Raw genomic sequence first — 26,675 nt, forward strand, 5'->3', positions numbered from 1 at the left:
CAAACAAACGGGGCGGTAAGCACCGCCCCTTGAACAAGGATTTATAGGTTATTGATCTGTCTTTTCAACTCGAACTGCTCAGAGGTGACATGTTGTTCGAGTGCCCTGAGCCTATGCTCCAGTGATTGAAAGCGATTGCTTACATCTCTGAGCGCCTGTTTGGCGGGCTCCCCGGCTTGCCAGACCTTTTTCTTGACCCCAATGTCCTTATGGGTGTCTTTGGCTGTCCAAGGTTTGACATCCAGTATCATCCACAGCAGCAGATAGATGATAACCACTATGCCTGAGCCACCGAGCAGGAAAATGGAAGCTGCCACCACCCGAACCAACCAAGGTTCCAGATTAAAGTACTCGGCTACCCCGGCACAGACCCCGGCTATCTTCCTTTGCTGGGGAATGCGGTAAAGAGTACGCTTGCCTGATTCAGTCATGACGTTGCCTCCATTCCGGGGACTCGGCATCCAGGATGGCTTCCAGCGTTTCAATCCTTTGGCCCATCTTGTCAGCTGTGTCTATCAAGTCGTTAAGCTGTTTGAACTCTGCCTCGGTAAGCCCCTGGCTCACCTGACGTTTACTGCGGTAATGCAGAATCAACCAGATTGGCGCCACAAAGATCATGAAGATAATCAGGGGTGCCAGCAGTAAGTCCATATCCATAAATCACCTCTGAGTCTGTATTATTTTTTGGTTTTGGCGCTATCGCCTTTCACCTTGGCCTTCAAGGCTTCCAGCTCGGCGCTGACAGAGTCTTCGGCCTTGAGTGCCGCAAATTCCTCTTCCAGACTGGACTTTTTGCCACCCAGATCATAGGACTCAACTTCAGCTTCCAGCCCTTCGATGCGACGCTCATACTGTTCAAACTTGAGCATGGCGTTGTCAATTTTGCTGGAATCCAGCTGCTTTTTCACTTCCAGGCGTGAAGAAGCGGTTTGCTTGCGCATTATGATAGTCTTCTGGCGTGCCTTGGCATCGGCCAGCTTTTCCTGCAGTTGACCCACTTCCTCTTTCAGGCGGGCAATATGCTCTTCAACTACCTCGAGCTCTTGCTCCAGAGTCTGCGCCAGGGTAGCGGCTTTTTGCTTTTCAACCAGCGCGGCCTTGGCCAGGTCTTCCCTGTCTTTGGTCAGTGCCAGTTCGGCCTTTTCCTGCCAATCCTGCACCTGAAGCTGCACTTTGCCAATACGGCGGAGCAACTCTTTCTTCTCTGCCAATACTTTAGCCGAAGTAGAACGCACTTCAACCAGGGTATCTTCCATTTCCTGAATGATCAGGCGCACCATTTTTTCCGGATCTTCCGCCTTGTCCAGCAAGGCACTGATGTTGGCATTAATGATGTCGGCAAAACGTGTGAAAATTCCCATAATCCTGTCCTCTACATTTATTGTGGGTCTCGGTTCTTGTAATACAGATCCCATGCCAACTTTTAAACACCATTTAAAATCAATAGGTTAATATAAATTTTAACTTTCTCTTTATTTATTTAACCTACCCGCATATTATGATTTTCACCAATTATTAGCGTTAAAGACTAACTGTTATCGTGGCCAATCCCTATCAGCAAGACAATCTTATCGGTCAATCCAATGCCCTGTTGGAGGTGTTGGAGCACGTTTCCCAAATCGCACCACTGTCCAAACCTGTGCTTATCATAGGTGAGCGGGGGACGGGTAAAGAGCTGATCGCCGAACGTCTGCACTATCTTTCCCAACGCTGGGATCAGAGTTTTATCAAGCTCAATTGTTCCTCTCTGAGTGAAAATCTACTGGAAAGTGAACTGTTTGGCCATGAGTCCGGCGCATTTACCGGCGCCAAGGGGCGTCATGAAGGCCGCTTCGAGCGCGCCGACGGCGGCACCCTGTTTCTCGATGAGCTGGCCAATACGTCCGGCCTCATTCAGGAGAAGCTGCTGCGGGTCATAGAATATGGTGAATATGAAAGGGTGGGCGGCAGCAAGACCCTCAATGCCGATGTACGCCTAATCTGCGCCGCCAATGAAGACTTACCCAGTCTGGCGGAAGCCGGCGAGTTTCGAGCCGATCTGCTCGACCGTTTGGCGTTCGATGTGATCACCCTGCCGCCGCTGCGCTGCCGCCGGGAAGATATTTTGCCATTGGCCGAATACTTTGCCGTGGGCATGGCGCGTCAGCTCAAACTGGAGCTGTTTACCGGTTTTGCCGCCGAAGCCGTGGCGACCATGATGGATCACAGCTGGCCGGGTAATATTCGGGAGCTGAAAAACGCCATAGAGCGCAGCGTCTATCGCCATGGTCATAACCCCGAACCGATTGAGAATATAGTGCTCGACCCTTTTGCCTCGCCCTACCGGCCCACCAAGCGGGTCAAAACTCATAGTCGCCAGCTGGCGACCGCTGAAGTTGGCAATGAAGTCCTTCCCGGCAGTGCCACCGCACCGACAAACGATAGCCCTGAACCTTCGGCAAACCAGATACAGTTCCCGGTGGACTTCAAACAGTGCTGTGAAAACTTCGAGACCGACCTTATTCAACGTGCGCTCAGCGCCAGCCAGTTCAATCAAAAGAAAACCGCAGAGCTACTGGGACTTAGCTACCATCAGCTCAGAGGCATACTGAAAAAATACAATTTGCTCGATAAGGCATAAGCCGATTGCCCAGGTAACGGCTGCACTGCTAAAATGTTCGGTCAACATCTGAATAACTAACGATTTTGCAATGAATCTGCTGACGTTACGCCCCGGGCGAGACTCTGATGCAATGGCGCGAGTCTCCAGGAGCAAGCTCTACGGAGATCTTGTGGCAGGGCGTTTATTCCGCTCATGCCGGCGCCTGAAGCTGACCGGGAGCATACTGACCGGCCTGGCTCTGACAATGCTGCTTGGCGGCTGTGGTCAACAGAAAGTGCCCTCCGGCCTGGTTTACTGCTCCGAGGGCAATCCCGAGTCGTTCAACCCGCAGCTGGTGACCTCGGGAACCACAATCGATGCCACCTCGCACCAGATTTACAGTCGCCTGGTGGATTATGATCCCGAGAGCGGTGATATCATTCCGGCACTGGCAACCGAGTGGCAGATAAGCGAAGACGGCCTCAGTTATGAGTTTGAACTGCGCCAGGGTACCCAGTTTCACGATCTGCCCTACTTTCACCCCAGTCGGCATTTCAATGCAGATGATGTGCTGTTCAGTTTCAATCGCATCATAGACAAGCAGCACCCTTTCCATGAGGTAGCTCAGGGCGGTTACCCCTTCTTCCAAAGCATAGGTTTTGCCGGGCTGATAAAATCCATCAGCAAACAGGGCGAATATAGAGTCAGATTTGAACTTACCCAGCCCGATGCCTCATTCCTTTCCAACCTGGCCACCGACTTTGCGGTGATCCTCTCCAAAGAGTATGCCGATCAGCTTCTTGCCCAAGGCAGCCCACAGCAGTTGGATAACCAGCCGATAGGAACAGGCCCCTTTATGCTGGTGCAATACGTTAAGAATGAATATATCCGCTACCGGCGCCACCCAGGTTACTGGGGCAATATGCCGCAGTCTGAAATGCTGGTGTTCGATATCACGCCGCGAAGCACTACCCGCCTGGCCAAGCTGATCACCGGCGATTGCAGCGTTTCGGCCTTGCCCAAGGCCGGTGAATTGCCGGTTATTGAGCAGCACGACAACCTGGTTTTGGAAAGCCGCCCCGGGATGAATGTGGCCTATTGGGCCTTCAATACCCAAAAGCCGCCGTTCAATGATGTCAGGGTCAGACGGGCGCTGGCCTACGCCATCGACAAGCAAAACCTGCTAAGGGCCGTTTATCAGGACACAGCCGTCGAGGCAACCGGTATTCTGCCGCCCTCCTCCTGGGCCTATTCCGATTCGGCCAAGAGTCATGAATATGCCCCAGACAAAGCCAGAGCGCTGCTGGATGAAGCCGGCATAGATAAACTGGAGCTGGATATCTGGGCTATGCCTGTGGCACGAATATACAACCCCAATGCGCTGAAGACCGCCGAGCTGATCCAGGCCGATTTGGCGACCATAGGTGTCAAGGTCAATATCGTCAACTACGATTGGAGTGTGTTCACCCAAAAACTGGCACGCAGTGATTATGACTCGGTACTCATCGGCTGGAACGCCGACAACAGCGATCCGGATAACTTCTTCACCCCATTGCTCAGTTGTGGCTCTATCGCCTCCAACAACAATCGTTCTCGCTGGTGTAACCCCAGGTTTGACGCCCTGCTCAACCAGGCCAGAAGCGTGAGCGACAGAGAAAGTCGAAGTTTGCTGTACCACCAGGCCGAGGCGATTCTGGCACAGGATATGCCGTTGGTGAGCCTGGCTCATGCCAAACGTATGGCACTGAAAAATGCCAGCGTGACTGAAACCAGCCTCACGCCTTTTGGCGGCATCGCCTTTGCCAACATAGGCCACGGCAACAAACCGGCTGTTGAGAAAAAAACATCGCCCGCCAAGGAGCAAAACTGATGGCTGCTTATCTGCTGCGCAGGCTTAACCTCTTTGTCGCCACCTCACTCATCCTTATCTGTGTACTCTTCTACGCCACCAGTTTGTTTCCGGTGGACCGCATCTATGCCCTGACCGGGATCCAGGCACCGAGTGATGCCCAAGAGGCACAAATCATCGCCGACTATCATCTCGATGGCGGCTCCTTTTCTCAGTTTATTGGCTACCTGGGGCAGAGGCTCAGTGGCGATCTCGGCATTTCTGTGACCTCTCAAAGACCGGTGGCAGAAGAGCTGTTGGCGGTATTGCCGGCGTCTTTCGAACTGGCGACTGTATCCGGTTTGTTTGCCATCATCTTCGGGGTGCCGCTGGGGGTGTTGGCCTCGCTGAGTAAACAGAAACTGACCCAAAACGCCATAATGGCGGTGACACTGACAGGTTACTCGATTCCGGTATTCTGGCTCGGGCTGTCCCTGTCACTCTGGTTCGGGGTCAGACTGGGTTGGCTGCCAATTTCCGGGCAGATAAACCTGCTCTATGAGATCAAGCCTGTGACCGGTTTTATGCTGATAGATACCCTGCTGTCCGACTCGCAATACCGCTTATCCGCCTTTAAGGATGCCGCCTTGCACATTATCCTGCCGGCGCTGACCTTGTCTGTGTTGCCCTTTACCGTGGTGGTACGTATTACCCGCTCGGCGATGATGAATGTGATGAACCAGACCTATATCCGCGCCGCCGAGGCCAGAGGCCTGCCCACGGGTAAAATCGTGTTGCGCCACGCCCTGCCCAATGCCTTGATCCCCCTGCTCAAGCACCTGGGACTTATGCTGGGGCCATTTGCCAGCTATGCCATAGTGGTGGAAGTGATCTTCAGCTGGCCCGGGGTCGGCTCCTGGCTGGTATCAGGTATCTACCAACGGGATTACACTGTGATCCAGGGCGGCACACTGGCGGTAGCACTGCTGATTATCTTTCTGAGTATTCTGATTGAAGTGCTGCACACGGCCACCAATCCGCTCAGCAGGAAGGAACTCTATGCCTCAAATTAAGATTTATCAGGAAGACGATATTCCATCCCCCAGCCTCAAGCTCTGGCGTACCTTTGCCGCCAATCCTTTTGCGCTTGCCGGGCTCTGGGGCGTGCTCTGCCTGCTGATCCTGACAATGTTCGGGCCCATGATTGCCCCTTACCCGGCCGATTTTCAAGATCCCAACGCCCTGTTACTGCCACCATCCTGGGACGATCTCGGCACGGTTGAGCACTTTCTCGGTACAGACGATCTCGGCCGGGATATCTTTTCCCGCTTGCTGCACGGCACCAGTTACACCTTCGGCATGGCGCTGGCGATTGTTGCCACCGCACTCCTGGTGGGTTTTATCATAGGTTCATTCTCGGGGATGATGCGCGGCCTCAAGTCCAGTATCCTAGGGCACCTGCTCGATGCCTTGCTGTCGATTCCGTCACTCTTGATGGCTATTCTGGTGGTGGCGGTAATGGGCCCCGGGCTGATGAACGTATTCTGGGCCGTGGGTATCGCGCTCACGCCTCAGTTTGTTCGCGCCATACATCAAGCCGTGCATGAAGAGTTGCAAAAAGAATATGTCACCGCCGCCAAGTTGGATGGCGCCAATGGTCTGCAGATATTCTGGTTTGTGATTATGCCCAATGTCTGGGAGACTGTAATTATTCAAACAACGCTGGCAATATCGGCGGCCATTTTGGATATCGCCGCGCTGGGTTTCCTCAATCTCGGTGCCCAGGCGCCCAAATCCGAATGGGGTGCCATGGTATTCCAGGGCCTGGATAACCTGCTGACCGCTCCCTGGACAGTGACCATTCCGGGAGCCGCTATCCTGCTGAGTGTGTTGGCCGTCAACCTGGTCGGCGATGGACTGAGATCGGCGCTTGCGCCCATCAGAAACTGATTATGCCGTTACTCGATATTCGTAATCTCACCATAGAACTGGACACGCCCCATGGGCGGGTCAAGGCGCTGGAAAAAGTCAGCCTGACAGTCAATGCCGGTGAAATCCATGGTCTGGTCGGTGAATCCGGCTCGGGCCGCTCTCTCATGGCGCGGGCCATTCTCGGGATCCCCGGCCCCAACTGGACTGTCACCGCCGATCGCATGATGTGGGATGGCCGCAACCTGATGGAAATGAATCAGGCGGAGCGGCGCAGCCTTATGGGCTCTGATATGTCGATGATATTTCAGGATCCCTCCGGCAGCTTTGACCCGGCGCTTACTGTGGGCAGCCAATTGATTGAAGCCATGCCGCTGAATAAGCAGACACCTTTCTGGCGCCGCGGTAAAGAGCGGCGTCTTACAGCACAAAAATGGTTGCACAAGGTGGGGGTCAAAGAGCCGCGGCGGGTGCTGGCCAGCTATGCCTGGGAACTCTCCGAAGGTGAATGCCAGAAAGTGATGATCGCCATGGCGCTCGCCAATCGTCCCAAGTTGCTGATCGCCGATGAACCCACGGCTTCGATGGAACCCAGTACCCAGGCGCAGATATTTCGTCTGTTGACTCAGCTCAATCAGTTGCAGAACGTCGCCATCTTGCTGATCAGCCACGAGCTGGACACGCTGTCGAACTGGTGTAACCGTCTGACTGTGCTCTACAGCGGCCAGGTGATGGAATCCGGCCCTACCGCAGAGCTACTTGAGCAGCCTTATCATCCCTATACCAAGGCGATGCTGGATAATATGCCGGACTATTCCGGCCCTGCAGCCCACAAGACGCTGATGCCGACCCTGCCGGGCTCAGTGCCGGCGCTGCAACATCTGCCGATAGGCTGCCGCCTGGGGCCTCGCTGCCCGGAAGCCCGCAAACAATGCGTGGTGCAACCGCAACTGAGCCATCATAAAGACAGATATTACGCCTGCCATTTCCCTTATCAGAGTGAGCCTATTGATGACGACTCCCTTGCTTAAAGTCACGGACCTGAGCAAACGCTACTTCAGCGGCTACAAGGGCTTTCGCCGCCAATATACTGAGGCTTTGGCGCCCATTTCGTTCGAACTCAACAGTGGCGAAACCCTGGCCATTGCCGGTGAAGCTGGCTCCGGCAAGAGTACTCTGGCCCGTATTTTGGTCGGTGCCGAGTATCGCAGCGGCGGGCAAATTCTGTTCAATGGCGAGCCGCTCGACAGCCATGATCTGAAACAGCGCTGCAGACTTATCCGGATGATATTCCAGGATCCCAACACCTCACTCAACCCCAGGCTAACCATAGGGGAACTGCTCAATGAGCCGCTGAGGTTCAATACCCGGCTCTCGGCTCATGCCCGCAGCGAGCAAGTGGTTGAGACTTTGCGCAAAGTCGGCTTGTTGCCGGAACATGTGGAGTTTTACCCCCACATGATTTCCGAAGGACAGAAGCAGCGGGTTGCGGTGGCCCGGGCCTTGATGCTCAACCCGAGGATCATTATCGCCGATGAAGCGCTGACGGCGCTGGATCTCTCGGTACGGGCCCAGATCCTCAACCTGCTGCTCAAGCTGCAAAAAGAGATGGGGCTTTCCTATATTTTTGTGTCCCACAACCTCAATGTTATCCGCCATGTAAGCGACAAGATCATGGTGTTGCACAAGGGGGTGATGGTGGAAAAAGCCGCCACCGAGACCCTGTTCAATGACCCGCAACACGAATACACCCAAAGATTATTACAGGAGCAGGCACAACTGGCCCGCAAGCGTTGATAAGGGTTCAAACTGCTCCAACCACTGCCCCGTCGGCAGGCTTTTTGAAAAAATCAGTACCAATTAGAGTTGAAATACTTATCCTAATGACAGTTTTCGGAAGAAGAAGCTAAGACATGATTATTAAACCTAAAATTCGTGGTTTCATTTGTACCACTACTCATCCTCTGGGCTGTGAAGCCAACGTGCTGGAGCAGATCAACACCACCAAGGCCAAAGGCAAGATAGCCAATGGCCCCAAGAAAGTACTGGTGGTAGGTTCTTCCAGTGGTTATGGTCTCTCCTCCCGTATTGCCGCCGCCTTTGGTTCCGATGCTGCCACTATCGGGGTCTTTTTTGAAAAGCCCGGCACTGAGACCAAACCCGGCACAGCCGGTTGGTACAACTCGGCGGCGTTTGACAAGTTTGCCAAGGCTGAAGGCCTGTATTCCAAGAGCATCAATTGTGATGCCTTCAGCCATGAAGCCAAAGCCAAGGTGATTGAGCTGATCAAGGCCGATCTGGGCCAGATAGACATGGTGGTTTATTCACTGGCCTCGCCTGTACGCAAACTGCCAGACAGCGGCGAAGTGATCCGCTCGGCCCTCAAGCCTATCGGCGAGTCATATCGCTCTACCGCGGTGGACACCAACAAAGACACCATCATTGAAGCCTCTGTTGAGCCGGCGACAGAGCAGGAAATCAAAGATACTGTTACTGTGATGGGGGGTCAGGATTGGGAACTGTGGCTAGATGCCCTCGACAAGGCCGGCGTGCTGGCCGATGGTTGCAAGACAGTAGCTTACAGCTATATAGGTACAGAGCTGACCTGGCCTATCTACTGGCATGGCGCTCTGGGTAAGGCCAAGATGGATCTCGACCGCGCCGCCGGCGAACTGAACCAAAGACTGGCCGCCAAGGGTGGCAGTGCCAATGTCGCTGTGCTCAAGAGTGTGATCACTCAGGCCAGTTCGGCTATTCCGGTAATGCCACTGTATATCGCCATGGTCTTCAAGAAGATGCGCGAAGAAGGCCTGCATGAAGGCTGCATGGAACAGATTTACCGTATGTTCAGCGAGCGCCTATACAAGGCCGATGGCAGCAAGCCAGAAGTAGACGATGCCAACCGCCTGCGCCTGGATGATTGGGAACTGAGAGAAGATATCCAGCAGCATTGCCGCGATCTCTGGCCACAAATCACCACAGAAAACCTCAGTGAGCTGACCGACTACCGTGAGTACAAGGCCGAATTCCTCAAGCTGTTTGGCTTTGGTATCGAAGGCATAGACTATGATGCCGACGTTAATCCGGCCGTTGAGTTTGATGTTATAGAGCTCTAAACAAGGTGCAAGCAAGTATCAAAGTCGCTGTTAAACGCTGCTCTTGATTAAATGCACAAAAGAAACGCCCCCAATTGCCTTAGCTATTGGGGGCGTTTTACCTTTTCGGGTATTTTTGATTAGAAGCTCAGGCTGGTGCTGGCCTTTTGCTTATCATTGTCGGTCACTGTCAGTGTTACTTCATTGGCACGGCCGCCAATACGCATGGCAACCGGGCCGTTGAATCTACGCCCATCGTTGAAGCGCCACTGCTGCTTTTTGATATAACCGTCAGGATCATAGCTCTCTGAGATAAACACCTGCAGCAGCCAGAGATCCAGATGGCGGATAACCGCCACAGGCTCGGTCGGCTCAGGGGCTATCTCAACGGTTACCTCACGGCTGACACTGTGCTGGGCACCTTTGTCGTCAGTCACGGTCAGAGTGATGAGGTAGACACCGCTTTGCTGGTATTCATGGCTCACTTGCTCGCCAAAGGCTTGAGTACCATCACCCAGATCCCACTCCTGGCTCACCAACTCACCGTCGCTATCACTAGAAGTGCTAGAGAGCGCCACCGCGGCACCATTTTGCTGCACAGAGAACTCGGCAACCGGTGCCTGATTGGCCGCGGCAAAGTCCAGGGCGATGATCACAGGGTCATGATCCGATGAGCGGAAGGCATCGTTGCTGTAGAAACTTTGCAATTGCTCCGGCGTCTTGAACTCAGTGTTATAGTCCAGCACCCTGGGTTCATCGGTATTGATATGCCACTCGGTCACATCACGAACATTGGCCAGCATGGCTTCATTGGCCAGTGCATGATCTAGCTGTCCCGACTCACCGGAGAACACATAGGAGTATGCTGAAGGCTTACCAAGCTCGCCAAACAGCTCGGCGTAACCGGCATTGGCCAGGATCGTCAGCGGATCTTCCTTGGCGTAGGCGTTGAGATCCCCTATCACCAGCACCTTGTCATCCTGATATTCTGCCTGCAGGAACTGGCCTATCGCCATGGCTGCGCGGGTTCGGGTCAGATTACAGTTACCCTGGCCGTCGTTCATGTCGGGATCGCCCAGCGCATTACAATCACTGCCCTTGGACTTGAGGTGGTTGACCGCCACCACAAAGCTATCCTCACTGTCGTTGACGCCAAACTTCTGGGTCAGCATGGGACGGTTCTTGCCATCGTTGAACAGCACCTGACCATTGTCATCCAGCGCCGAATTACTGCTGTCCAGAATCGCCGCAACCCCTTCCGGGGTGACTCTGTCCTGACGATACAGAATACCGACGCTGATCTCATCGTTGCCAATACGATTAACCTGTGGCGCCAGATAGCGATAGCTGTCAGTGCCAATGGCGTCGTTGAGACCGCGGGCCAGATCGGCAATTGCCGAGTTACTGCCGAAACCATCGTTCTCGATTTCCATCAAACCGAAGACATCGGCGTTAATAGTTTTCATCGCCGCGATTATCTTGGCTCGTTGGCGCTCAAACTCCTCTTGAGTATCGGCGCCACGGGACGTGGGGAAACCGCCGCCCTGGCCATCGCCGTTGAAATAGTTGAGCACGTTGAAACTGGCAACTGTCAAGGCATCGAGACGATTCAACTCAGGCTCGGACGCTCTGGGATTGGCGGCAACAAAGTTGACGGTATCGACCGGCATCAAACGGTAAATGCCAAAACCGTAATGCATCACCGCGGTGAGGTTTGTGACAGTATCACCGACTCTGAGCGGGTTAGCGGCGCTCAGACCCGGGGCCGGATAGATAACAGGATCCGGGTTTTGTGCTGTCAGGCCATCGTCAAGCACTATGGAATCCAGGGCATTGGCTGCCGTGACCGCCAAGGCATCGGCGCCGGGATTGGCCACCTGAGTACCGATAAAGTGACGGCTAGAACCCAGCAACACCTCACCATAACGGCCAAGGTTGTAGACTTCGTTTACCGTAAGATGCTGCTCAAAGCTGACCAACATGCCTTCGAAGGCTTCAAGTGCACTGCTGTCATTGACCGGCAGGCTCACTCTGGCTGCACTCGGCAGAGGTTGTGATGTGGCACACAAGGCCTTGGCACTGACATTGGTCAGTTCGGTCAGGCCTTGATATTCAGTGACCTGAGCCCGCACCCGAATTCGGTCGCCTGCCTGATAGCCACTGGCGCTATTGCCTGTGTACAGGAACACCCCTTCCGAGGTCAAAGGATCGGCATCCGCCTCGGCATCGGCCATCTGCAGGAACAATCCCTTGAGACCCGCTTCCTGGTTGCTGGTGACTATTGCTTCCACTTCCAGGGTTTCACCAGCCAATGGACTGGCCTCGCCGCTACCCTGCAATGCATGAATGGGTGTAGCCGCATCGCCGCAAACCAAGGCGCCATTACCGGGATCTGTCGGTTCACCCGGCTCGCCGGCATTACCGCCAAAGGCCCCCAGGTCGTCGATATTATCGATGGCAAAGCCGTCCCAACCACTGAGGTCAACCGCATCGAAGGGGTCGAGATCCGCACTCAAGTTGTCCAGCTTACGCCTTATAGTATTGTTTTGAGTGGAAACATCACCACTGCCCCACTCGGAGCCGGGATCCACCCCAACCTGGCCCAGGCTGTCGATCACCTCACCATTACGGCTCAGCACCAGGGCATCATCACCGTTGAAGAAACTGGCGCTGCTGGTTTGCTGCGCCAATGCCAGGATTGCAGCGTCGGCATCATTGTCGGCCAATACATGAGTGCCACCGGCGGCCAGCATGCCGCTCAGGGCAATGCTGCTGCCTGCGCTGCTACTGCCATTGAAGAAGATATCCAGCTGATACTGGCTGAGATCGGCAGCTTGGCTGCCGGCGTTAAAGAGTTCGATGGCCTTGTTATTGCCTGAGCCTTCAACATATTCGGAAATGATCACTTGCTCGCTCGCCTGAGCCTGGGCAGCAATACTGCCCACGGCCAGGGCAAGCAGACTTGCCTTGGTTAACATATTGACCCCTGAAATATATCCTGATTATAGTGATTTTCTTATTTATCAATAAGTAATGTTATTTCCACATCCCCGCATCCGGAGATGCAGCCACTATAAAGGCCACAGGTTACAATCAAGTTGCAATATGTAAAATATTTATCAAACTTTAGTGTTAGTTAATTAGTCCTATCAAGGGGTTAGCTTGGAGACAAAAATTGAAAGCGCCTGAGTAACTCTAGTGCTCTAAGAACATGGCGTTACCACTCTTAGGTTCAAAGCGGCTTAAGTTGGCTGTCACGCAGGCCCACTAACATCAGTTCCCCGTCAGCGCCCAATCTCAGCTCGCCATAACGTCCCTGGCTGAAATGCTCGGCCTGGCCCTCTTCAAAGAAAAAAGCCTGGCTCGCCAATTGCACTTCTCCCTGACGGACTTTAAACGGCAAGCGTCTTTGCTGCTGCAACAAATGAGCCTCAAGGTCACTCTCCAGCGCCACAAAAGAAGCGCGCTGCTGCTCATCGAGACTCACTCTGAGCCAGCCCTGCATATTGTCCTGAAACTGCCCTTTTGCGCGCAGCTCATTGGCCAGTTGCCGGGCCAACTCATAATCGAGTTGCATATAATCCCCCTGCATCAGCGAGCGGGGATCCACAGGTGCCAGCTCAAGCAAGATGGGCTCACCGTGCTGCCAGAGCTGCTCTTTCTGCCACACGGAAATGTTGATGACCAGCAAACAAAGCAGCCCCCAGATGAGGCTCAACCCCATTATTTTGGGCGTCAATTTGGGTTTCATTACTGCTCTCCTCCATTCTGCGCCGCCAGCCACTCAGGCCTGCCGCTCAAAGGCTTCAGCGCAAACCAGAGCGTTAGCAGGCTCACACCAAGCAGCATCAGCAGCAAGGATTTTTCCAACAAAGTTTGCTGCAACGAGTAATAGTAATAACCGCAGTAAACCGGCATAGCCAGGACCCCGAGCCAGAGCAGCAAGCGCTCGGCCAGCACAAAGCCGAAAACCGCGACCAACGCACCAGCGATAAGCCCGGGGATCCACCAAAACCAAACCAAGGCCGACAGCAGTCCCAGTAGCAACAGCATCTGCGAACGCCCATCCAATTGATGCCGGATTGCGTTCATTTGATTGCCGAAAAGACACCAAAGTTGCCACAGCAGCAAAGCTTCAAGTAACCATTGCGCGCCTTGCAACATAGTAAGGCTCACGCCGGAACTCTTTAACTCCCAGACACCTTCCAGCCAAACCAATTGCGGCGTCTGACAAAAGAGCAGCGCCAAGGTCATGGCCATGGCAAGGGAGCGCCAGCGAAGCGGCGCCTTGCCCCAGTCGGCCTCATGGCGCCAAAGCAGCACAAAGCCCAGTAGCAGTGCCGGCGTCACCAAGGGTAATAATGCCAGAGTCTGCAACAGCGCAATCAAGGCCAATAATGCCAGCAGCGCGCAACTGGACCGGGTCAAATAGGGTGGCAGCAGATACCAGTGAAGCGAGGCCGCCAGAGCCAGCATCAACCACCAGCGCCAGGAAGCCACTTCAAACAGCAGCTCATCAAAGGCGATGCCATAGAGCACCAAGGCGGCAACGGCAAAGCTCAAGGCAAACTGAGAGATAAACAGTCCACTTTGACCTCGGCTCAAACCAAAGGTCACTGCAGATGCCGCCAGCGCCAGGCTCAGCAACAACCCAGGCTGAATATCGTCCAACAATAACGCCAGGCTGGTGCCGATGAAACCCAGCAAACAGATCCCGGCTAACCAGCCAAACAGGATAAGCATTGCCTTGAGATACCAGGGACTTTGCAACTCTGGTGTCTCTTGTGCCACATCCCCCGAGACAATGCCTGCCTGCTGCAGCCGTTGCCAGAAAAGGCTGCCCGCATTAGGGACGATTTGCTCATCCTCCCTGGGCTCTGTGTCGGCTGTCGCATCTTTATGTTTTTGGGTCTGTTGCTCTGGTGCAGCGGCCAGATAGTCAGCCTGCAAGCGCTTTAGCAACAAGGCGGCGACTGAGGCACTGAGCAGCACGCAAAGCGTCATCAGGGCAAACAACAGTACCACGGCATCACCGTCAAGCACTTCAGACAGCAAGCGCAGCAACCAGAGATCAAACAGCGCTGCCGTGCCGAAAAGCCCAAGCGCCATGCCGTAGAGTTTACGCCTTGTGTGATAGCCTCGTATCAGTGCTGCGGCAACAACCCCGTAGAGAACCACAGCAATAATCTGCTCTTTGCTCAAGGAGTCGAACAGCGTCCAACAACTCGCCAGCAACAAAAAGCCCCAACTCAGCAGCCCGCTTGTTACCTCGCTGAGGGGGATGCCGTGCTTGTCTGTCAGCGCAAAACGAAGCAGGCATTGATGCAGCAGCCAATTAAGCGCAAACAGTGACCAAGGGATGGCGAGCCTGTCATCCCCCAGCAAGCTAAACAGGTCTGCAAACGGCAATGAGGTTATCTGCAGTAACAAGCACAGGGCCAGGTTCAACAGCAGGATAAGCAGCAGATAACCGGCTTCCAGTTTCAAAAACACCACCCAGGGCAGAATAAGCAGTGCCCACACGGCAAACAACTGCCAGTTGTCAGCCCCTTGCTGATAGCTCTGGCCGATAAAGGCCAGCAAGACGCCGATAAACACACAGGCCAAAAACAAGAGCCAGGGCAAAGCGCCTAGTGCCTTGTCGGCAAGGGGTGGCTTTAACCATCGGCTCAACGCAAAGGCCAGCAACAAACAGCCCAGCAAGCCGGTTTCCAATAACGCCAACTTGCCCATGCGCGGCAAAGCGGCCCAGTTGTAGGCAAAAAAGCAGATAAGCGCCGAAGCAAAACAGAGCGCAGCACTCCCCAGCAGCAGAGGGTTGAAAAAGCTCAGGCTCTGCTTGGCCCCAGGTGATGGCAGTAATCCCAAGGCGTTGCGCCACGCAGCCCCCGAGACAAGATGTTGCGAATGCCATAGATAAAGTTGCTGCTTGGCCTGGGCTCTGTGTTGTTGCAAAGCATCCATGAAATGACCTGCCCGCTTTCCTTGAGTGAATTAAGTTCCTATATTTAATCACAAGATCAAACAGATCAGCAGAGTTGGAGGTAGGGTTTGCGTGTCGGACGTTTCCATGCCGGGAAGATATCAAGAAAAGCCCCTGTTTGGCAGTGGCTGTTGGCTTGCCTCTTTCAGGCTTGTCTGTTGCTGCCCACGCAAGTGCAGGCCGTCACTGAGACGCCCGAGTCTCGGGACTCAAGGCCCCTTATCCTGGTGGGCGGTTATGATTTTCCGCCCTATATCCGGCTGCACAATCAGCATCCGCCCTCGGGCTTGAGTATCATGCTGCTCGATGCGATTGCCGCCAGACACCCCGAATATCGATTTCTGTTTGTTCCCACCAGCATACACAACAGATATGCCGCCTTCAGTCGTGGCCGTTTCCAGATGATGTTGTTTGAAAACCCACAGTGGGGCTGGAGCAAACTCAACCCACAGCCACACTTCATCCCACTGCCATTTGAAGACAGTGAGATCTATATCGCCAAGGCAGAGAAAAATCGCGACGAGCAGTTTTTTAACCAATTGAACAACAAACAGATGTTACTGGTGGAAGGTTATCATTACCCCGGACTCTGGCAGGAGCTCGGAGGCCCACCTAAAAGAGTGCGTTATGTCAGCAGTAATCATGAGGTATTGCAAGGGATCCTCAAAGGACGGGCAGATATCGCCCCCCTGACCCGTTCCATGCTGGAGCGCTACCTGGCCAAGTATCCCAATAAACGCCGGCAATTGATGATATCCGGCCTCAGGGTGCAGCATTATGACCACCATATTCTGCTCGCGGGCGATGCCGCCATCAAAGAGACCGAACTGATAGCCACTCTGGAAGCGTTACGAGCCGAAGGCGTGCTGGAAAAGCTGTCACGTCAGTTCAGCCTGCCCTTGCGAGCGCCGTCCATGGCGCCAAGGCCGCTGACAGAGGCGAAAGAACCCTCTGTCAGTCCCGTTGCAAGGCAATAATGGGATCCAGTTTGGCCGCCTTCTGCGCCGGATAGAGGCCAAAGCCGACCCCAATACTCATACAAACCCCAAGCGCCAGCAGTATCGCAAAGGGAGACCAAGCCACAGGCCAACCGGCCGCAGTTGATATAAGCAGCGCCAGTCCCAGCCCTACGACTATGCCAAACAGACCGCCGGTAGCCGAAATGGCGATACTTTCAATCAAAAACTGCCGGGCGATATCCTTGCGCCTGGCTCCCAGCGCCCGCAGCAAACCTATCTCGGCGGTGCGCTCCAAAATGGTGGCCAGCATAATGTTCATAATGCCAATTCCGCCCACCAGAAGCGAGATCCCGGCGACACAGGCCATGACGATATTGAAGATCTGTTGAGTCTTCTGATGTTGGGCCAGAAGGTCGGCCGGCACCACTATGTCATAGTCCTTCTCACCGCCATGACGGCGCTGCAACAGATGATTCAGGCTCTTGGCCGCCAGCGAAGGCTCAACCTCTTCCCTGAGCGACAGCTTAATCATGTCCAGCTCATCCTCAAGCGCCTTGAACTGCATCTTTTTCAGGGCGCTCGACAGTGGAATAAACACCTGATTGCGCTCGCCCCCAAGCTTGACGCCCTGGATTTTGGACTTGCCGCGATTGGCATCGGCCAAGATACCCACCACGGTAAACCATTGATGGTTAACCTTGATGTTCTTGCCAAGGGCATCGCCTTTGGGAAACAGGCTGCGGGCCGCCTCTGGCCCCAACACGGCGACCTGGCGAAAGTAAACTTGATCCTGCTCGGTAAAAATCTGCCCTTCACTGAGCTTGAGCGACGTCAGCCCAAAATAGCTGGGAGTCACTCCCATCACACTGGCATCGCTGCGCCCTTCGGCGGAAAACAGGCTGAAGGCCTTTACTTCCTTGGCGGCGCCCCACTCCTGAATAAAAGGCAAGGTGTCCCTGGCACTGTCGATATCGCGCAGGCTCAGGCCGACACTGTGTTCACGAATCGATTTCAGCGCCTCGCCGTCATTGCTGCGGCTGTTGACCACCAGATTGCGAACCCCCATGGATTCAATCATCTTCAAGGCTTCACGCTCGGCGCCCTCACCGACGCTGAGCATGGCTATAACGGCGCCGACACCGAATATCATCCCCAGCAACGTCAAGGCGGTACGCAGCTTATGGTGGCGCATCTCATCGAACGCCTGGGCAAATCCTTGCCATAGCCCTATCACCGGACTCATAGCTGACTCCTCTTGGGTGGGGTTGTCAGGGCTATTACATCACCGGGATTGAGCCCGGCGGTAATTTCGGTGCGGTTAAGGGACCTGTGCCCCGGAGTCACATCCCGGCGCACAAAGCCGCCGCCCTGCTTGAGAAACACCCAGTAGCGCCCATCTTTTTGAAACAGGGCCTGATTGGGTACAGTCAATACATCATTGAGATCCAGCACCTGTACCTTGGCGTTCACTTGTCTTCCCGGCTGCATAATGGCCGGCAAAGTTTGATCCAGGCTGATGGTGAACTGGAAATAGTTTACCGGGCTATCTCTGTCTTTGGGCTTGGCCAGCGCATCGACCTGGGTCACTGTGCCGCTAAAAGGCCTCTCAGGATAGGCATCCAGAGTCACGGTGGCCTGCTTGCCGATGGCGAGCCCCACAGCTTCCGATTCAAGCACATAGACCCTTGCCTGCATCACGGAAGTATCCGGCAATATACCTATGGGGAATCCGGACCAGATCATGTCACCCACCACAGGAAAGGCGCCATCCCAGCCAGCCTGATAGACAAACAGCCCATCGTGCGGCGCGATGATCTCCATCTGTGATAGATTGCCCTGATACCTGTCCATCTTGGCCTGATGGCCTTTCTGTTTCAGCTTGATAAGCGCCTGCTCGGCATCGGCCTGCGCCTGGTGCTGAGTGCCGCCCCACTGAAAATAATCCAGCTTGGCATCCAGATATTCCTTGTTGCGCATCTGATCTATGATGTCGATTTTGGTGTAGACCCGCTCATCTTCACTGAAAAAGCGCTCGGCCAACTCCCGCTCATTACCTGTAACCTTGCTTCCCAGAGTCAAACTCTGGCTCAAGGTGAGATCTTTCTCTGTCTGGATCTGTGCATCCTGAGCCAGGCGCTCAAAGTCGAAGGCTTCCATCTGCAAGCGAAACGACTCACGGGTATCATCGAGCCTGGCCACCACATCCCCGGCCTTAACCTGGGTAAAGTTGTTCTGGATCCAGGCCAGGGACTGAGGCCCACGTAACCCCGTGGGCACCACAACGGGAGTGGACTGCGCCGCTTCCAGCTCACCGCTGGCGGGGATATTGACCTGAAACTCGCCGCGGCTGACTGTCATGGTGAGCACACCATCGTTGCCGCTTGGTTGGCAGCCACTCAAGGCCAAAGCTATTAAGGCCTGCGTTATCAAGGCACAAGCGATTAGCGAATGATTCTTCATGGCAGCAATACCTCATCGCCCACCTGCAAACCGGAGAGTATTTCAACCTGATCGCCACCCATGGCACCAACCCGCACCGACTGTTTGCGAGCCCCCAAGAGCCCGTCCAGCAGCACATAAGGATGACCGGCCTCGTAATGCACCGCATCCTGAGCCACCAGAGTACGCTGGCTGTCATCGGCAATTTCTATGCTGATCTTGGCGGTCATTCCCGGACGCATCAGCTCGGTATCCGGCTCGTCTATGCTGGCAACCGCATCGAACACCACCAGAGGAACCTCCTGGCTTTTGTTACGAAAAACCGCGCCCAACTCTTTGATTTTTCCTGTAAATACTTTATCAGGATTGGCATCCAGACGGATCTTGAGTTGCTGGCCCAGTTTAACTCTGCGGGCTTCTACTTCAGGGATCGCCATATTGACCTGCATGCTGTCGAGATCCGGGATAGACAACACCACATCACCGGCAAACACAGATTGGCCCTCCTTGAGCTTGTTGCCCTGAGGATCGTTGCCATAAACCACCATACCGGCACGGGGCGCCACCAATGTCATCGAGGCGATCCCCTTTTTCAGCGCCGCCACTTCGGCAGCGAACTTCTGCCTGTCTCCGTCGAGCATGGCTTCCCGTTGCCGGGCGCTCTCGGCCTCAAGTACCAGTTGCTGCTGCACCAGAGCCACCTTGTCACGGGCAATCACCGCGTCACGTTGGTACTTTTCTTTATCCAGCGCCGCAACTGTGTCATCAGAGAGGGCAAACTTACGCTCGGCCTTGTCCAACTCCATTTTGGCCTCCGCCAGTTGCAACTTGAGCTCTTCCATCTTCTTGGCATTACGCAGCTTGGAGGTCTGCAAGTCCTGCACCGTTGCCTCAAGCTCGGCCGATTTGACCGACAGCCTCTGGGTCAGTTCCGAGGTATCCAACTGAGCCACCATCTCGCCGCTTTCCACCTCGCTGCCTTCGGGCGCCAGTTGCTTGACCTGGTATTGCCAGATGCGCCGCATCACAGGCGGCATTAAAGACACGGTATCGGCCGCCACCAGCTCACCGGTGACTTCTATTTTTTGACTCAGGGGACCTTGCACCACCTGAGTGCTCACCCCATCACTGCAGGCACTCAGCGCAAGCAGTGCCAGCCAGGCCAAACTAAAGCGCTTCATGTTTGCCTCCGGTTTCTACCAGCACACTCATGCCGGGGATCATGGCAATATCCTCAGGCGCCTTGAAACGGATCCCCACTTCAAACCAGTTACTGCGGCCCCAGGCAGGTAAATTGATGGCCTGGCGACCGATACTGGCTATTTGTCCGGGAAAGGCGCGCTCAATTTCCGCATCCAAACTCATGGTGACGGCTTGCCCGGCTCTCAGGCGATCCACGTCCACTTCATTGACCCAGGCGATCACCTCCAGATCTTCCATGGCTGGCACAGTGGCAATTTGTCGCCCCACTTGCACCGTATCCCCCACCTCGAATTTTTTGTTGCTCCAAGGGTCCCGTCCAAGCAGCAAGGGGCCGGCGATTTCGGCTTTCAGCTCCAGGCTGTCCAAGTCCTTGAATGCCTGGGCCAGCTCGAGCGCCGCCTTTTCCTTGTCAATCTTCAGCTGTGCCAGAGTCGCCTTCTCGGTATCCAGAGCTTCGGCCAGTGCTTGCTTGGCCTTGGTCACCTCGGCGTTTATCTGCAACAGCTTGAACTGATTGTCGGCGTACTCCTTGGCAGCAATAAAATCCGCCGGCACGGCCGCTACCAGTTGCGCCTTTTCCTGCTCCAGTAACTGCTTTTTCAGCTCAAATCTGGCTTGCAATACCTTGGACTTGAGCTCTATGGACTGGCTCTGCTCCTGCGCCGATACCCTGAGCATGCTGGCTTCCAACTGTTCTATCTGATTGGCTACCTGACTCTTGTCAAACACCACCACCACTTGCCCGGGGGACACCAAAGAGCCCTCGGGTAACATCCACTGAATTTGATAGCGCCAGGCATCACCGGCCTTGGGGACGCTGAAAGTCTGCGACTTGGCGGAACTGACTTTACCTGTCAGTAGCAGCTGCGCGGCGGGCTGCGACTTGGCGTCCGTCACCTTGACCCCTGTCGCCCCGAATGAAGAAGAGGGTGAGCCGGCAGCGGCCGTAGCCGGTATAGCAATTTCTGAAACAGCCAAGCTTGAAAAAGTCAGGCCCGAGACCGCCAGGCTCAAAAGTAAAAGAGAATCAGGCCGCATCTGCCCTCCTGTCACTCTGCAGGCAACCATCACGCATGCGGATAACCCGCTGGGCGTAAGCGGCCACTTCCTCTTCGTGGGTCACCAGAATAATGGTTTGCCCTGCGGCATGCAGCTCGGTAAACAGCGCCATGATCTCAAGCGAAGTCTTGCTGTCCAGCGCCCCGGTGGGCTCATCGGCCAGCAAAATGGCCGGGCGATTGACCAGGGAGCGGGCTATCGCCACCCGCTGACGCTGACCACCCGAGAGTTGGTTAGGCCTGTGATCCAGTCGCTCTCCCAGCCCGACACGCCTCAGTAACTCTATAGCGTGGGTTTCATCGCCCAGCCCTTCTGGACTGTATCTCAGCGGCAGCATTACATTTTGCAGCGCCGTGAGTCTCGGCAAGAGGTGAAAACTCTGGAACACGAAACCTATCTGGCGGTTACGCACCGCAGACAAGGCATCATCATCCAGTTGTCCCACCTCTTCGCCATTGAGCAGGTAACTGCCGCTGCTGGGTTTATCCAGGCAGCCGATGATATTCATCAGCGTCGACTTGCCTGAACCCGATGGCCCCATGATGGCCACAAATTCATTGGCTTGAATGTCGAAACTGACTTCATCAAGCGCACGCACACAAGCGTCGCCCATCTGATAGGTTTTGCAAAGTTGTTGAAGCTTTATCATTGCTCTTGGTGGGTATTGCGACCGGCGCTCAACCACTCCTTGTTATTGTCTGCAGCTTTGAACCTTGGATAAAGGCGCAAGTTCCCTATTTAATGCCAAATTCCAGCGCCGGACCGCAAGCTAATTGTAAGCTGACATTTCAGCGCCCGAGAACCAATGCTGTGATGCCTCAAACAGCTTGAGGCCGATGCAACGCCTCTTGGTGTAATTCGGGCCGGGCTCATGAATTCTTGCCTTGGAATCGGGCTTAGGGCCTGACTTATGGGCTGACTTATGGCATAGCCCCTATCCAGGCAAACAGGGCCGCGAGGCCGTAAAGCAGCGGCGGCAACAGGCTCTGGCCACTTTTTTGCCCGCCAAGCAGTCTGGCATAGAGATGCCAGACCATCAAGAGAAGTAGGTTGAGAACAATAAAGAGTATTAAACCAAACACATAAGTTGCCGGCATCAGTTCAAATGCGCAGGCTATCAAGGCCAGAGCAGCAGTAAGCAAGAAGGGCGCAAAACTGAGATCCGCAAAGCAGTCTTGCTGTTCAAGCCTGTTGGCGCGGCCATGGTTTTCCTGCGTCCAAGCTGCCCCTTGCCGGCGTTCGCGGGCTTTGGAACGGATCCTGGGCCAGAACTCAATCACCAGCGCGAACAAGATGATACAAGCAGCCAATAACAGACTCAAAAGCATAGTGCCTCCCTCCCATGGACAAAGAGACAGGCTGCGGCCGCATTTTATTGCATCACATGTTGGCCATTATCCAGTAGTCGAGGCGCTTTTGCGGCTCGGCCAAGATGGTTTTGCAGCTGTCTTTGTATTGACTCATCAAACCACCCAAACTCTTGCTGTTACCCATGGTTTCCAGCATTTCGGCACGGGCCGCAGCCACGCCCTTCTCGGCATCCTGTGCCGAACTGTACTGGGCGGCCAAAGCCTCGGCATCCTTGGCAGATTGTTTCAGTCTATCTCCAACGGCGGCCATCTGCGGTGCATTCATTGCTGCTATGGCTTCAGAACTTATCTGATAATAGGCGGCGCATTGCTGCAACTCGGCGCTAAAGGCCTCCTCGGCAGAACCGGCGAGTGCTGTGGCACTGGAAAACAAGCCGATGGCGGCAAAGACAGACAAAGCAGTTTTATGGGACATCTTGGTGATCCTCTTGATATCAATGAAGGCAAGCTACTTTAGTGCCTGATGAATTTCAAGGTTTTAGGGTCAGACTGTAGTGGAAAAATTCATTGTCCCGGACAAAACCAATGGACTCATAGAGAGCTTGAGCCCTGACATTATTACGCTGGGTTTCGAGGATCAATTCATCAATGCCCTGTGCTTTGGCGTAACTCAGCGTGGCATCGAGCAGCGCACGACCTATGCCGACACACCTGGCATGCTGAGTGACATAAATATCATTGAGGATAAGCAGCGGCGCCGCCTGCAGCGAAGAAAAGCCGGGATAGAGCTGCACAAACCCCAAGGCTTGGTTTTGCTCGTCCGGCAGATAAAAAATCACGGATTCATCCCGCTTAAGCCTTTGGCTGATAAAGCTTAACGCCAGTTCGGGCTCGCTGGGATATCCATAAAACCGGCGATACTCATCAAACAGCGGTGAGATAATCTCGGCATCCTGTGACTGTGCCCGAATAACTTGCTTTAGCATGAATGATTTCCCTTCAATTCTATTGTCCTAAGTGGCGCTCACTCACTGTGCGAGTTCGGCATTGTACTGATCACTATAAAATGCCAGCCTGTCCTTGAGGCCTTGTTTCACCTCGGGCCATTCGCTGTCAATGATGGAGTAGACCACTGTATCCCTGACACTGCCGTCCTTGAGCAGTCTGTGATTGCGTAAGATGCCATCTTGCTTGGCTCCCAGACGGGTGATGGCTTCCCGCGAAGCCTGGTTGTGAAAATGGGTTCTGAACTCCACCGCCATCACATCCAGGGTCTCGAAGGCGTACTCCAGCAACAACAGCTTGGTTTCGGTATTGATGGCGCTGCGCTGCACGCTCTTGGCATACCAGGTATACCCTATCTCCAGCCGGCGGTTGGCCTGATCCCAGTTGCAAATGCGGGTACAACCGACAATTGCACCGCTGCTTCGGCTACGTACCGCAAAGGCCAAGGCTTCACCGCGCTGCTCACTATCCAAAGCCTGCTGGATATACTCCTTCATCTCATCCGGATGCGGCACGCTGGTGTACCACAAGCGCCACAACTCACCATCGGCGACCGCCAGCGACAACGCCGGCAGATGATCCTGACTCAAAGGTTCGAGGATCACATGTTCTCCGGTCAAGCATGCTTCCAGTCCCATGATTTGCCTCCCTAATAATGCAAGATGATGATTTAACACTTGTTTGATTACCAGACTAACATGAATAAATCATTAAACCAGAGAAAATGTTAACAAACGGTTTCTGCAGCAAGCCAGCTGAACTCTGTCAATCTGACGGGAAAACCCGGCCTTTTGGCCCGCTGAATATCAGCCAGGGCTGCAGTCAATAAGTGCAACGCGCATGGTTGAACGGACTGAGGCATCAACCGTTGAGCAGCACGCATCTGCTACCTATATAGATTGAATTGAGGCAACCTGAGGTGGTGCTCCTGAAGAACCTTCTGATCACATAGACGGAGTCGCACTTCCAAGTTGAATTCGTGCTTCCCTTGAATCACTATAGAGAGACGGTAATAGAGTCATGACAGTTGAATAATTGCAGTCGAAGGCAGAATGATGAGTAAGAAATGTTTTAATTTAGGGACCCTATCCGAGGACTTCGACGAGTCTGATTGTATGTTTAAAGAGGTTGATGAGAGAAATTACTTTTATGCCACCAATGAATATATACCTTGCTCTTCTCGTTCACCCATAACTTGGGAGGATCCAGAGATATCAGATAGTACTGAGATTCCTGATATCGTTGAAAAAGGTGATAAGCTCGTATCCAAAGAAGTTGCTAAACTAATAATGTCATTTGACCCTTATGGTGTGGAGATATATCCAGCAAGTTTGCTCATTGAAAATGAACTTCTTACAGAAAGGTACATAGTATCAATAAAGAATGTCATTGACGTTATAGATACTGAGCGTAGTAGAATTATTCAAAATCCAAAGCCCCACCGACCACCTATTGTTTCTCGTCTAGCTATATGCCCGGAAAAACTCGAGCTTATTCCATTACATAAACGTTTGGTTTTTAGGGTGAAAGAGTCAAATACGGTATTTTTTGATGTTAGTATTGTGGAAAAGTTTATCGCTGGCCTTATGAACGGCCATCATAATTTATGTCAAGCAATTCCGTTTGATACATCAGAATTAACCCCAACAATATAACCGCTCAGAATAGTAAAACGTTGGCCGGGTTAACCCCGGCCAAATATCGTGCCAGTTACAACAATTCATAACTACCGGCAACCCGGAACCAACCGGCTATGCTGGCACGATCTTTATGGGTTGGCAGTACTTCATGGGGGAAACGCTCGCTCAGGAAGATCACCAGAGTGCCCATTCTCGGCGGGATCTGCTCAAGCAGAGCGTCGTCCTCTTCATAGAGCATCAGCTCGCCACCATCACCCTGTTGCCAGTCGGGGTTAAGGAAAAATACCGTGGTCAAGATCCGGTTGCGACTGCCCCGCAGCGCATCCAGGTGTTTACGGTAAAAAGTACCAGGGCGATAAAAGGCGTAATGGCTTTCATAATCGAATAGCCCCATAAACAGGCGCCGGTTAAGCCCATGACGCAAGCAGGCCATGTATTCCAAATAGTCGGCATCCGGTTGTTGTGCTTCATTCAACCAGCGGATCCTGTCTGAACGTATCTCCTGTTCGCGAACACGCTCATTGCCACGGCCGATTTCAGCCCAGCGAAAACTCTCTACCGGCGAGTGGTTAACCTTATCCAGCAATGCGCTACTCAACGTCTCCGGCAGCACATCCTCAAGCACTATGTATCCCTTGTCCGTAAGTGCATCGGCAATCCTGTCCAATAGTTCATCGTTTAACAGCGAAACCAAATGGGTATCCTCTCTGAAATGCTGCGGCTGTTATTGCCTGCTTATTGACAAAGCCACAACCTAAAAAGCCCCCACTTGAATAAAGCGGGGGCCGATTCTGATAGCAGCGGATACTAGAGCATTCGATTTGGGCTGACAATCAAAATAAAACTTTCAATTCATATAGTTACAACACTAAGCATATATTATCAAAGAGGCTCTTCAAGCTAAACAGGGTGCAAATTCAAGCGCTTGAGTTGTAGCTTGAATCCATTGATGGGAAAAATCGGCTCGCGCCTGTGGGGAAGTTAATTATCTTCTATACTCTCAAACAGGATTATGACTGTAAAACAGTGAATTATGGGATCAGAACGTCAACCAACGCGTCAGTTCTATGTTCGTGCCGCCATCATAGCCGCCGAACTGGAAAAGACTCAGGGCCATTGCAAAGAGATTAATATCATCGCCAGCAATGCCCAGGCGGCATCGATTCGTGCCGGCAGCATGGCGCTGGGCTTTAAGGCGCTGACCCACTCCATCGACGAACTGGCGCATTTCACCACCCACTCAGCCGCAAGAATCAATCATCTGGCACAGACCATCAGCCGCCTAACCAGCGAGCAGACCCGAGTCCGCAAGGCGATGCTGCAATTTGCCCGCGCCAGGGAGAAAGCCCGTAAAGCCCGTTATGGCGACAGCATCATGCCGGCGCTGGAGAAGAACAGCCAACACTTTACGGCCCTTGAGCAGCAGTGCAAACGCCTGAGCCTGGATATTGAATTGCAACTGGAAGAGCTCTGCCAGCAGCTGAAAACCGCTAAAGTGCTGGCCTCGCTGTGCCGCATCGAAGCCTGCCGGATAAAGCCCGCCGACCAGGCCACTTTCAACCATGTTGCCAACCGGGTCGATGCTGCTGCCGGGGCGATCCGCACTCAGGTAGATAAGGCGATTCAATTACTTGAACAATAAGG

The 26,675-nt window shown here is 53.8% G+C and carries 26 protein-coding genes; 10 read left to right on the forward strand and 16 right to left on the reverse strand.

Translation table 11 applies throughout. From position 1 onward, the window contains the following. Window positions 1-41 precede the first annotated feature (41 nt). The 3 genes from pspC to pspA are packed head-to-tail and all read right to left on the reverse strand — an operon-like array spanning window position 42 to window position 1,361. Complete coding sequence (gene pspC / locus ACF8D4_RS09985; protein WP_025887147.1) at window positions 42-431, reverse strand: envelope stress response membrane protein PspC; 390 nt, start codon at window positions 429-431, stop codon at window positions 42-44. Then, window positions 424-657, reverse strand: a complete 234-nt coding sequence (gene pspB, locus ACF8D4_RS09990) for an envelope stress response membrane protein PspB (protein ID WP_025011223.1) — start codon at window positions 655-657, stop codon at window positions 424-426. The genes pspC and pspB overlap by 8 nt, the downstream gene beginning before the upstream one ends. Window positions 658-677: 20 nt before the next feature. Continuing rightward, on the reverse strand, window positions 678-1,361 hold the full coding sequence (gene pspA, locus ACF8D4_RS09995; protein WP_025887146.1) for a phage shock protein PspA: 684 nt from the start codon (window positions 1,359-1,361) through the stop codon (window positions 678-680). A gap of 179 nt (window positions 1,362-1,540) precedes the next feature. Here pspA and pspF point away from each other — a divergent pair, with 179 nt between their 5' ends. The 7 genes from pspF (at window position 1,541) to fabV (ending at window position 9,454) form a co-directional block, all read left to right on the forward strand. Continuing rightward, entirely contained in the window at window positions 1,541-2,620 is a 1,080-nt protein-coding gene (gene pspF / locus ACF8D4_RS10000) for a phage shock protein operon transcriptional activator (RefSeq protein ID WP_144132301.1), read from the forward strand. A gap of 226 nt (window positions 2,621-2,846) precedes the next feature. After that, window positions 2,847-4,451 (forward strand): ABC transporter substrate-binding protein, encoded by a 1,605-nt coding sequence (locus ACF8D4_RS10005; RefSeq protein WP_240539491.1) that lies wholly within the window; start codon window positions 2,847-2,849, stop codon window positions 4,449-4,451. Next, on the forward strand, window positions 4,451-5,482 hold the full coding sequence (locus ACF8D4_RS10010; RefSeq protein ID WP_025011221.1) for an ABC transporter permease subunit: 1,032 nt from the start codon (window positions 4,451-4,453) through the stop codon (window positions 5,480-5,482). The genes ACF8D4_RS10005 and ACF8D4_RS10010 overlap by 1 nt, the downstream gene beginning before the upstream one ends. Then, window positions 5,469-6,359 (forward strand): ABC transporter permease subunit, encoded by an 891-nt coding sequence (locus tag ACF8D4_RS10015; protein WP_028780445.1) that lies wholly within the window; start codon window positions 5,469-5,471, stop codon window positions 6,357-6,359. The genes ACF8D4_RS10010 and ACF8D4_RS10015 overlap by 14 nt, the downstream gene beginning before the upstream one ends. 2 nt (window positions 6,360-6,361) lie before the next feature. Continuing rightward, window positions 6,362-7,369, forward strand: a complete 1,008-nt coding sequence (locus tag ACF8D4_RS10020; protein ID WP_025011220.1) for an oligopeptide/dipeptide ABC transporter ATP-binding protein — start codon at window positions 6,362-6,364, stop codon at window positions 7,367-7,369. Continuing rightward, on the forward strand, window positions 7,350-8,135 hold the full coding sequence (locus tag ACF8D4_RS10025) for an ATP-binding cassette domain-containing protein (protein ID WP_025011219.1): 786 nt from the start codon (window positions 7,350-7,352) through the stop codon (window positions 8,133-8,135). Before ACF8D4_RS10020 ends, ACF8D4_RS10025 begins: the two co-directional genes overlap by 20 nt. A gap of 116 nt (window positions 8,136-8,251) precedes the next feature. After that, window positions 8,252-9,454 (forward strand): enoyl-ACP reductase FabV, encoded by a 1,203-nt coding sequence (fabV, locus tag ACF8D4_RS10030; RefSeq protein WP_025887141.1) that lies wholly within the window; start codon window positions 8,252-8,254, stop codon window positions 9,452-9,454. A gap of 119 nt (window positions 9,455-9,573) precedes the next feature. Here fabV and ACF8D4_RS10035 read toward each other — a convergent pair whose 3' ends face one another. The 3 genes from ACF8D4_RS10035 to ACF8D4_RS10045 all read right to left on the reverse strand — a co-directional run bounded on the left by ACF8D4_RS10035 (window position 9,574) and on the right by ACF8D4_RS10045 (window position 15,397). Continuing rightward, window positions 9,574-12,411 carry an ExeM/NucH family extracellular endonuclease gene (locus ACF8D4_RS10035; protein ID WP_392468678.1) on the reverse strand — a complete coding sequence of 946 codons (2,838 nt, stop codon included), beginning with the start codon at window positions 12,409-12,411 and terminating at the stop codon, window positions 9,574-9,576. A gap of 254 nt (window positions 12,412-12,665) precedes the next feature. Continuing rightward, the gene (locus ACF8D4_RS10040) at window positions 12,666-13,184 is read right to left on the reverse strand and encodes a GDYXXLXY domain-containing protein (protein WP_392464321.1); all 519 of its coding nucleotides are present in this window, start codon (window positions 13,182-13,184) and stop codon (window positions 12,666-12,668) included. Further along, window positions 13,184-15,397: a DUF4401 domain-containing protein gene (locus ACF8D4_RS10045; RefSeq protein WP_392464323.1), complete on the reverse strand. Its 2,214-nt coding sequence runs from the start codon at window positions 15,395-15,397 to the stop codon at window positions 13,184-13,186. The genes ACF8D4_RS10040 and ACF8D4_RS10045 overlap by 1 nt, the downstream gene beginning before the upstream one ends. 177 nt (window positions 15,398-15,574) lie before the next feature. Between ACF8D4_RS10045 and ACF8D4_RS10050 the strand changes: the two genes are divergently transcribed. After that, window positions 15,575-16,393 (forward strand): ABC transporter substrate-binding protein, encoded by an 819-nt coding sequence (locus tag ACF8D4_RS10050; protein WP_181317072.1) that lies wholly within the window; start codon window positions 15,575-15,577, stop codon window positions 16,391-16,393. Here ACF8D4_RS10050 and ACF8D4_RS10055 read toward each other — a convergent pair. The 9 genes from ACF8D4_RS10055 to ACF8D4_RS10095 form a co-directional block, all read right to left on the reverse strand. Continuing rightward, window positions 16,371-17,618, reverse strand: a complete 1,248-nt coding sequence (locus ACF8D4_RS10055) for an ABC transporter permease (protein ID WP_044734749.1) — start codon at window positions 17,616-17,618, stop codon at window positions 16,371-16,373. The two genes, ACF8D4_RS10050 and ACF8D4_RS10055, sit on opposite strands and share 23 nt — an antisense overlap. Further along, a complete protein-coding gene (locus ACF8D4_RS10060) occupies window positions 17,615-18,835 on the reverse strand; it encodes an efflux RND transporter periplasmic adaptor subunit (protein ID WP_025011213.1) in 1,221 nt (406 codons plus the stop codon). The genes ACF8D4_RS10055 and ACF8D4_RS10060 overlap by 4 nt, the downstream gene beginning before the upstream one ends. Next, window positions 18,832-19,995: an efflux RND transporter periplasmic adaptor subunit gene (locus ACF8D4_RS10065; protein WP_028780452.1), complete on the reverse strand. Its 1,164-nt coding sequence runs from the start codon at window positions 19,993-19,995 to the stop codon at window positions 18,832-18,834. The genes ACF8D4_RS10060 and ACF8D4_RS10065 overlap by 4 nt, the downstream gene beginning before the upstream one ends. After that, window positions 19,982-20,914 (reverse strand): HlyD family efflux transporter periplasmic adaptor subunit, encoded by a 933-nt coding sequence (locus ACF8D4_RS10070; protein ID WP_313955061.1) that lies wholly within the window; start codon window positions 20,912-20,914, stop codon window positions 19,982-19,984. The genes ACF8D4_RS10065 and ACF8D4_RS10070 overlap by 14 nt, the downstream gene beginning before the upstream one ends. A 130-nt stretch (window positions 20,915-21,044) precedes the next feature. Continuing rightward, entirely contained in the window at window positions 21,045-21,725 is a 681-nt protein-coding gene (locus ACF8D4_RS10075) for an ABC transporter ATP-binding protein (RefSeq protein WP_144133727.1), read from the reverse strand. A gap of 271 nt (window positions 21,726-21,996) precedes the next feature. Next, a complete protein-coding gene (locus ACF8D4_RS10080; protein WP_144133726.1) occupies window positions 21,997-22,404 on the reverse strand; it encodes a hypothetical protein in 408 nt (135 codons plus the stop codon). Window positions 22,405-22,456: 52 nt separating this feature from the next. Continuing rightward, entirely contained in the window at window positions 22,457-22,861 is a 405-nt protein-coding gene (locus ACF8D4_RS10085; RefSeq protein ID WP_123116517.1) for a hypothetical protein, read from the reverse strand. Window positions 22,862-22,916: 55 nt separating this feature from the next. Continuing rightward, the gene (locus ACF8D4_RS10090) at window positions 22,917-23,372 is read right to left on the reverse strand and encodes a GNAT family N-acetyltransferase (protein WP_025887133.1); all 456 of its coding nucleotides are present in this window, start codon (window positions 23,370-23,372) and stop codon (window positions 22,917-22,919) included. Between the two features lie 42 nt (window positions 23,373-23,414). Then, the gene (locus ACF8D4_RS10095) at window positions 23,415-24,029 is read right to left on the reverse strand and encodes a GNAT family N-acetyltransferase (protein ID WP_025011207.1); all 615 of its coding nucleotides are present in this window, start codon (window positions 24,027-24,029) and stop codon (window positions 23,415-23,417) included. A gap of 477 nt (window positions 24,030-24,506) precedes the next feature. Here ACF8D4_RS10095 and ACF8D4_RS10100 point away from each other — a divergent pair, with 477 nt between their 5' ends. Then, entirely contained in the window at window positions 24,507-25,046 is a 540-nt protein-coding gene (locus ACF8D4_RS10100; protein ID WP_144133725.1) for a hypothetical protein, read from the forward strand. Between the two features lie 55 nt (window positions 25,047-25,101). Here the strand turns inward: ACF8D4_RS10100 and ACF8D4_RS10105 are convergent, their stop codons facing one another. After that, window positions 25,102-25,725, reverse strand: coding sequence for a 2OG-Fe(II) oxygenase (locus ACF8D4_RS10105; protein WP_025011205.1), 624 nt, complete (start codon window positions 25,723-25,725; stop codon window positions 25,102-25,104). Window positions 25,726-26,064: 339 nt separating this feature from the next. Here ACF8D4_RS10105 and ACF8D4_RS10110 point away from each other — a divergent pair, with 339 nt between their 5' ends. Further along, window positions 26,065-26,673 carry a hypothetical protein gene (locus tag ACF8D4_RS10110; protein ID WP_025011204.1) on the forward strand — a complete coding sequence of 203 codons (609 nt, stop codon included), beginning with the start codon at window positions 26,065-26,067 and terminating at the stop codon, window positions 26,671-26,673. The last annotated feature ends 2 nt before the right edge of the window (window positions 26,674-26,675 follow it).

The organism is Shewanella sp. YQ_9, from assembly GCF_043103185.1.
Taxonomy (GTDB): Bacteria; Pseudomonadota; Gammaproteobacteria; order Enterobacterales; family Shewanellaceae; genus Shewanella; species Shewanella algae.

Excerpts from the sequence above, each read along its gene's own strand:
- pspC (WP_025887147.1), bottom strand. The coding sequence starts at position 431 with ATGACTGAATCAGGCAAGCGTACTCTTTACCGCATTCCCCAGCAAAGG.
- pspB (WP_025011223.1), bottom strand. The coding sequence starts at position 657 with ATGGATATGGACTTACTGCTGGCACCCCTGATTATCTTCATGATCTTT.
- pspA (WP_025887146.1), bottom strand. The coding sequence starts at position 1,361 with ATGGGAATTTTCACACGTTTTGCCGACATCATTAATGCCAACATCAGT.
- ACF8D4_RS10005 (WP_240539491.1), top strand. The coding sequence starts at position 2,847 with ATGCTGCTTGGCGGCTGTGGTCAACAGAAAGTGCCCTCCGGCCTGGTT.
- ACF8D4_RS10010 (WP_025011221.1), top strand. The coding sequence starts at position 4,451 with ATGGCTGCTTATCTGCTGCGCAGGCTTAACCTCTTTGTCGCCACCTCA.
- ACF8D4_RS10015 (WP_028780445.1), top strand. The coding sequence starts at position 5,469 with ATGCCTCAAATTAAGATTTATCAGGAAGACGATATTCCATCCCCCAGC.
- ACF8D4_RS10020 (WP_025011220.1), top strand. The coding sequence starts at position 6,362 with ATGCCGTTACTCGATATTCGTAATCTCACCATAGAACTGGACACGCCC.
- ACF8D4_RS10025 (WP_025011219.1), top strand. The coding sequence starts at position 7,350 with ATGACGACTCCCTTGCTTAAAGTCACGGACCTGAGCAAACGCTACTTC.
- fabV (WP_025887141.1), top strand. The coding sequence starts at position 8,252 with ATGATTATTAAACCTAAAATTCGTGGTTTCATTTGTACCACTACTCAT.
- ACF8D4_RS10035 (WP_392468678.1), bottom strand. The coding sequence starts at position 12,411 with ATGTTAACCAAGGCAAGTCTGCTTGCCCTGGCCGTGGGCAGTATTGCT.
- ACF8D4_RS10040 (WP_392464321.1), bottom strand. The coding sequence starts at position 13,184 with ATGAAACCCAAATTGACGCCCAAAATAATGGGGTTGAGCCTCATCTGG.
- ACF8D4_RS10045 (WP_392464323.1), bottom strand. The coding sequence starts at position 15,397 with ATGGATGCTTTGCAACAACACAGAGCCCAGGCCAAGCAGCAACTTTAT.
- ACF8D4_RS10055 (WP_044734749.1), bottom strand. The coding sequence starts at position 17,618 with ATGAGTCCGGTGATAGGGCTATGGCAAGGATTTGCCCAGGCGTTCGAT.
- ACF8D4_RS10060 (WP_025011213.1), bottom strand. The coding sequence starts at position 18,835 with ATGAAGAATCATTCGCTAATCGCTTGTGCCTTGATAACGCAGGCCTTA.
- ACF8D4_RS10065 (WP_028780452.1), bottom strand. The coding sequence starts at position 19,995 with ATGAAGCGCTTTAGTTTGGCCTGGCTGGCACTGCTTGCGCTGAGTGCC.
- ACF8D4_RS10075 (WP_144133727.1), bottom strand. The coding sequence starts at position 21,725 with ATGATAAAGCTTCAACAACTTTGCAAAACCTATCAGATGGGCGACGCT.
- ACF8D4_RS10080 (WP_144133726.1), bottom strand. The coding sequence starts at position 22,404 with ATGCTTTTGAGTCTGTTATTGGCTGCTTGTATCATCTTGTTCGCGCTG.
- ACF8D4_RS10085 (WP_123116517.1), bottom strand. The coding sequence starts at position 22,861 with ATGTCCCATAAAACTGCTTTGTCTGTCTTTGCCGCCATCGGCTTGTTT.
- ACF8D4_RS10090 (WP_025887133.1), bottom strand. The coding sequence starts at position 23,372 with ATGCTAAAGCAAGTTATTCGGGCACAGTCACAGGATGCCGAGATTATC.
- ACF8D4_RS10095 (WP_025011207.1), bottom strand. The coding sequence starts at position 24,029 with ATGGGACTGGAAGCATGCTTGACCGGAGAACATGTGATCCTCGAACCT.
- ACF8D4_RS10100 (WP_144133725.1), top strand. The coding sequence starts at position 24,507 with ATGTTTAAAGAGGTTGATGAGAGAAATTACTTTTATGCCACCAATGAA.
- ACF8D4_RS10110 (WP_025011204.1), top strand. The coding sequence starts at position 26,065 with ATGGGATCAGAACGTCAACCAACGCGTCAGTTCTATGTTCGTGCCGCC.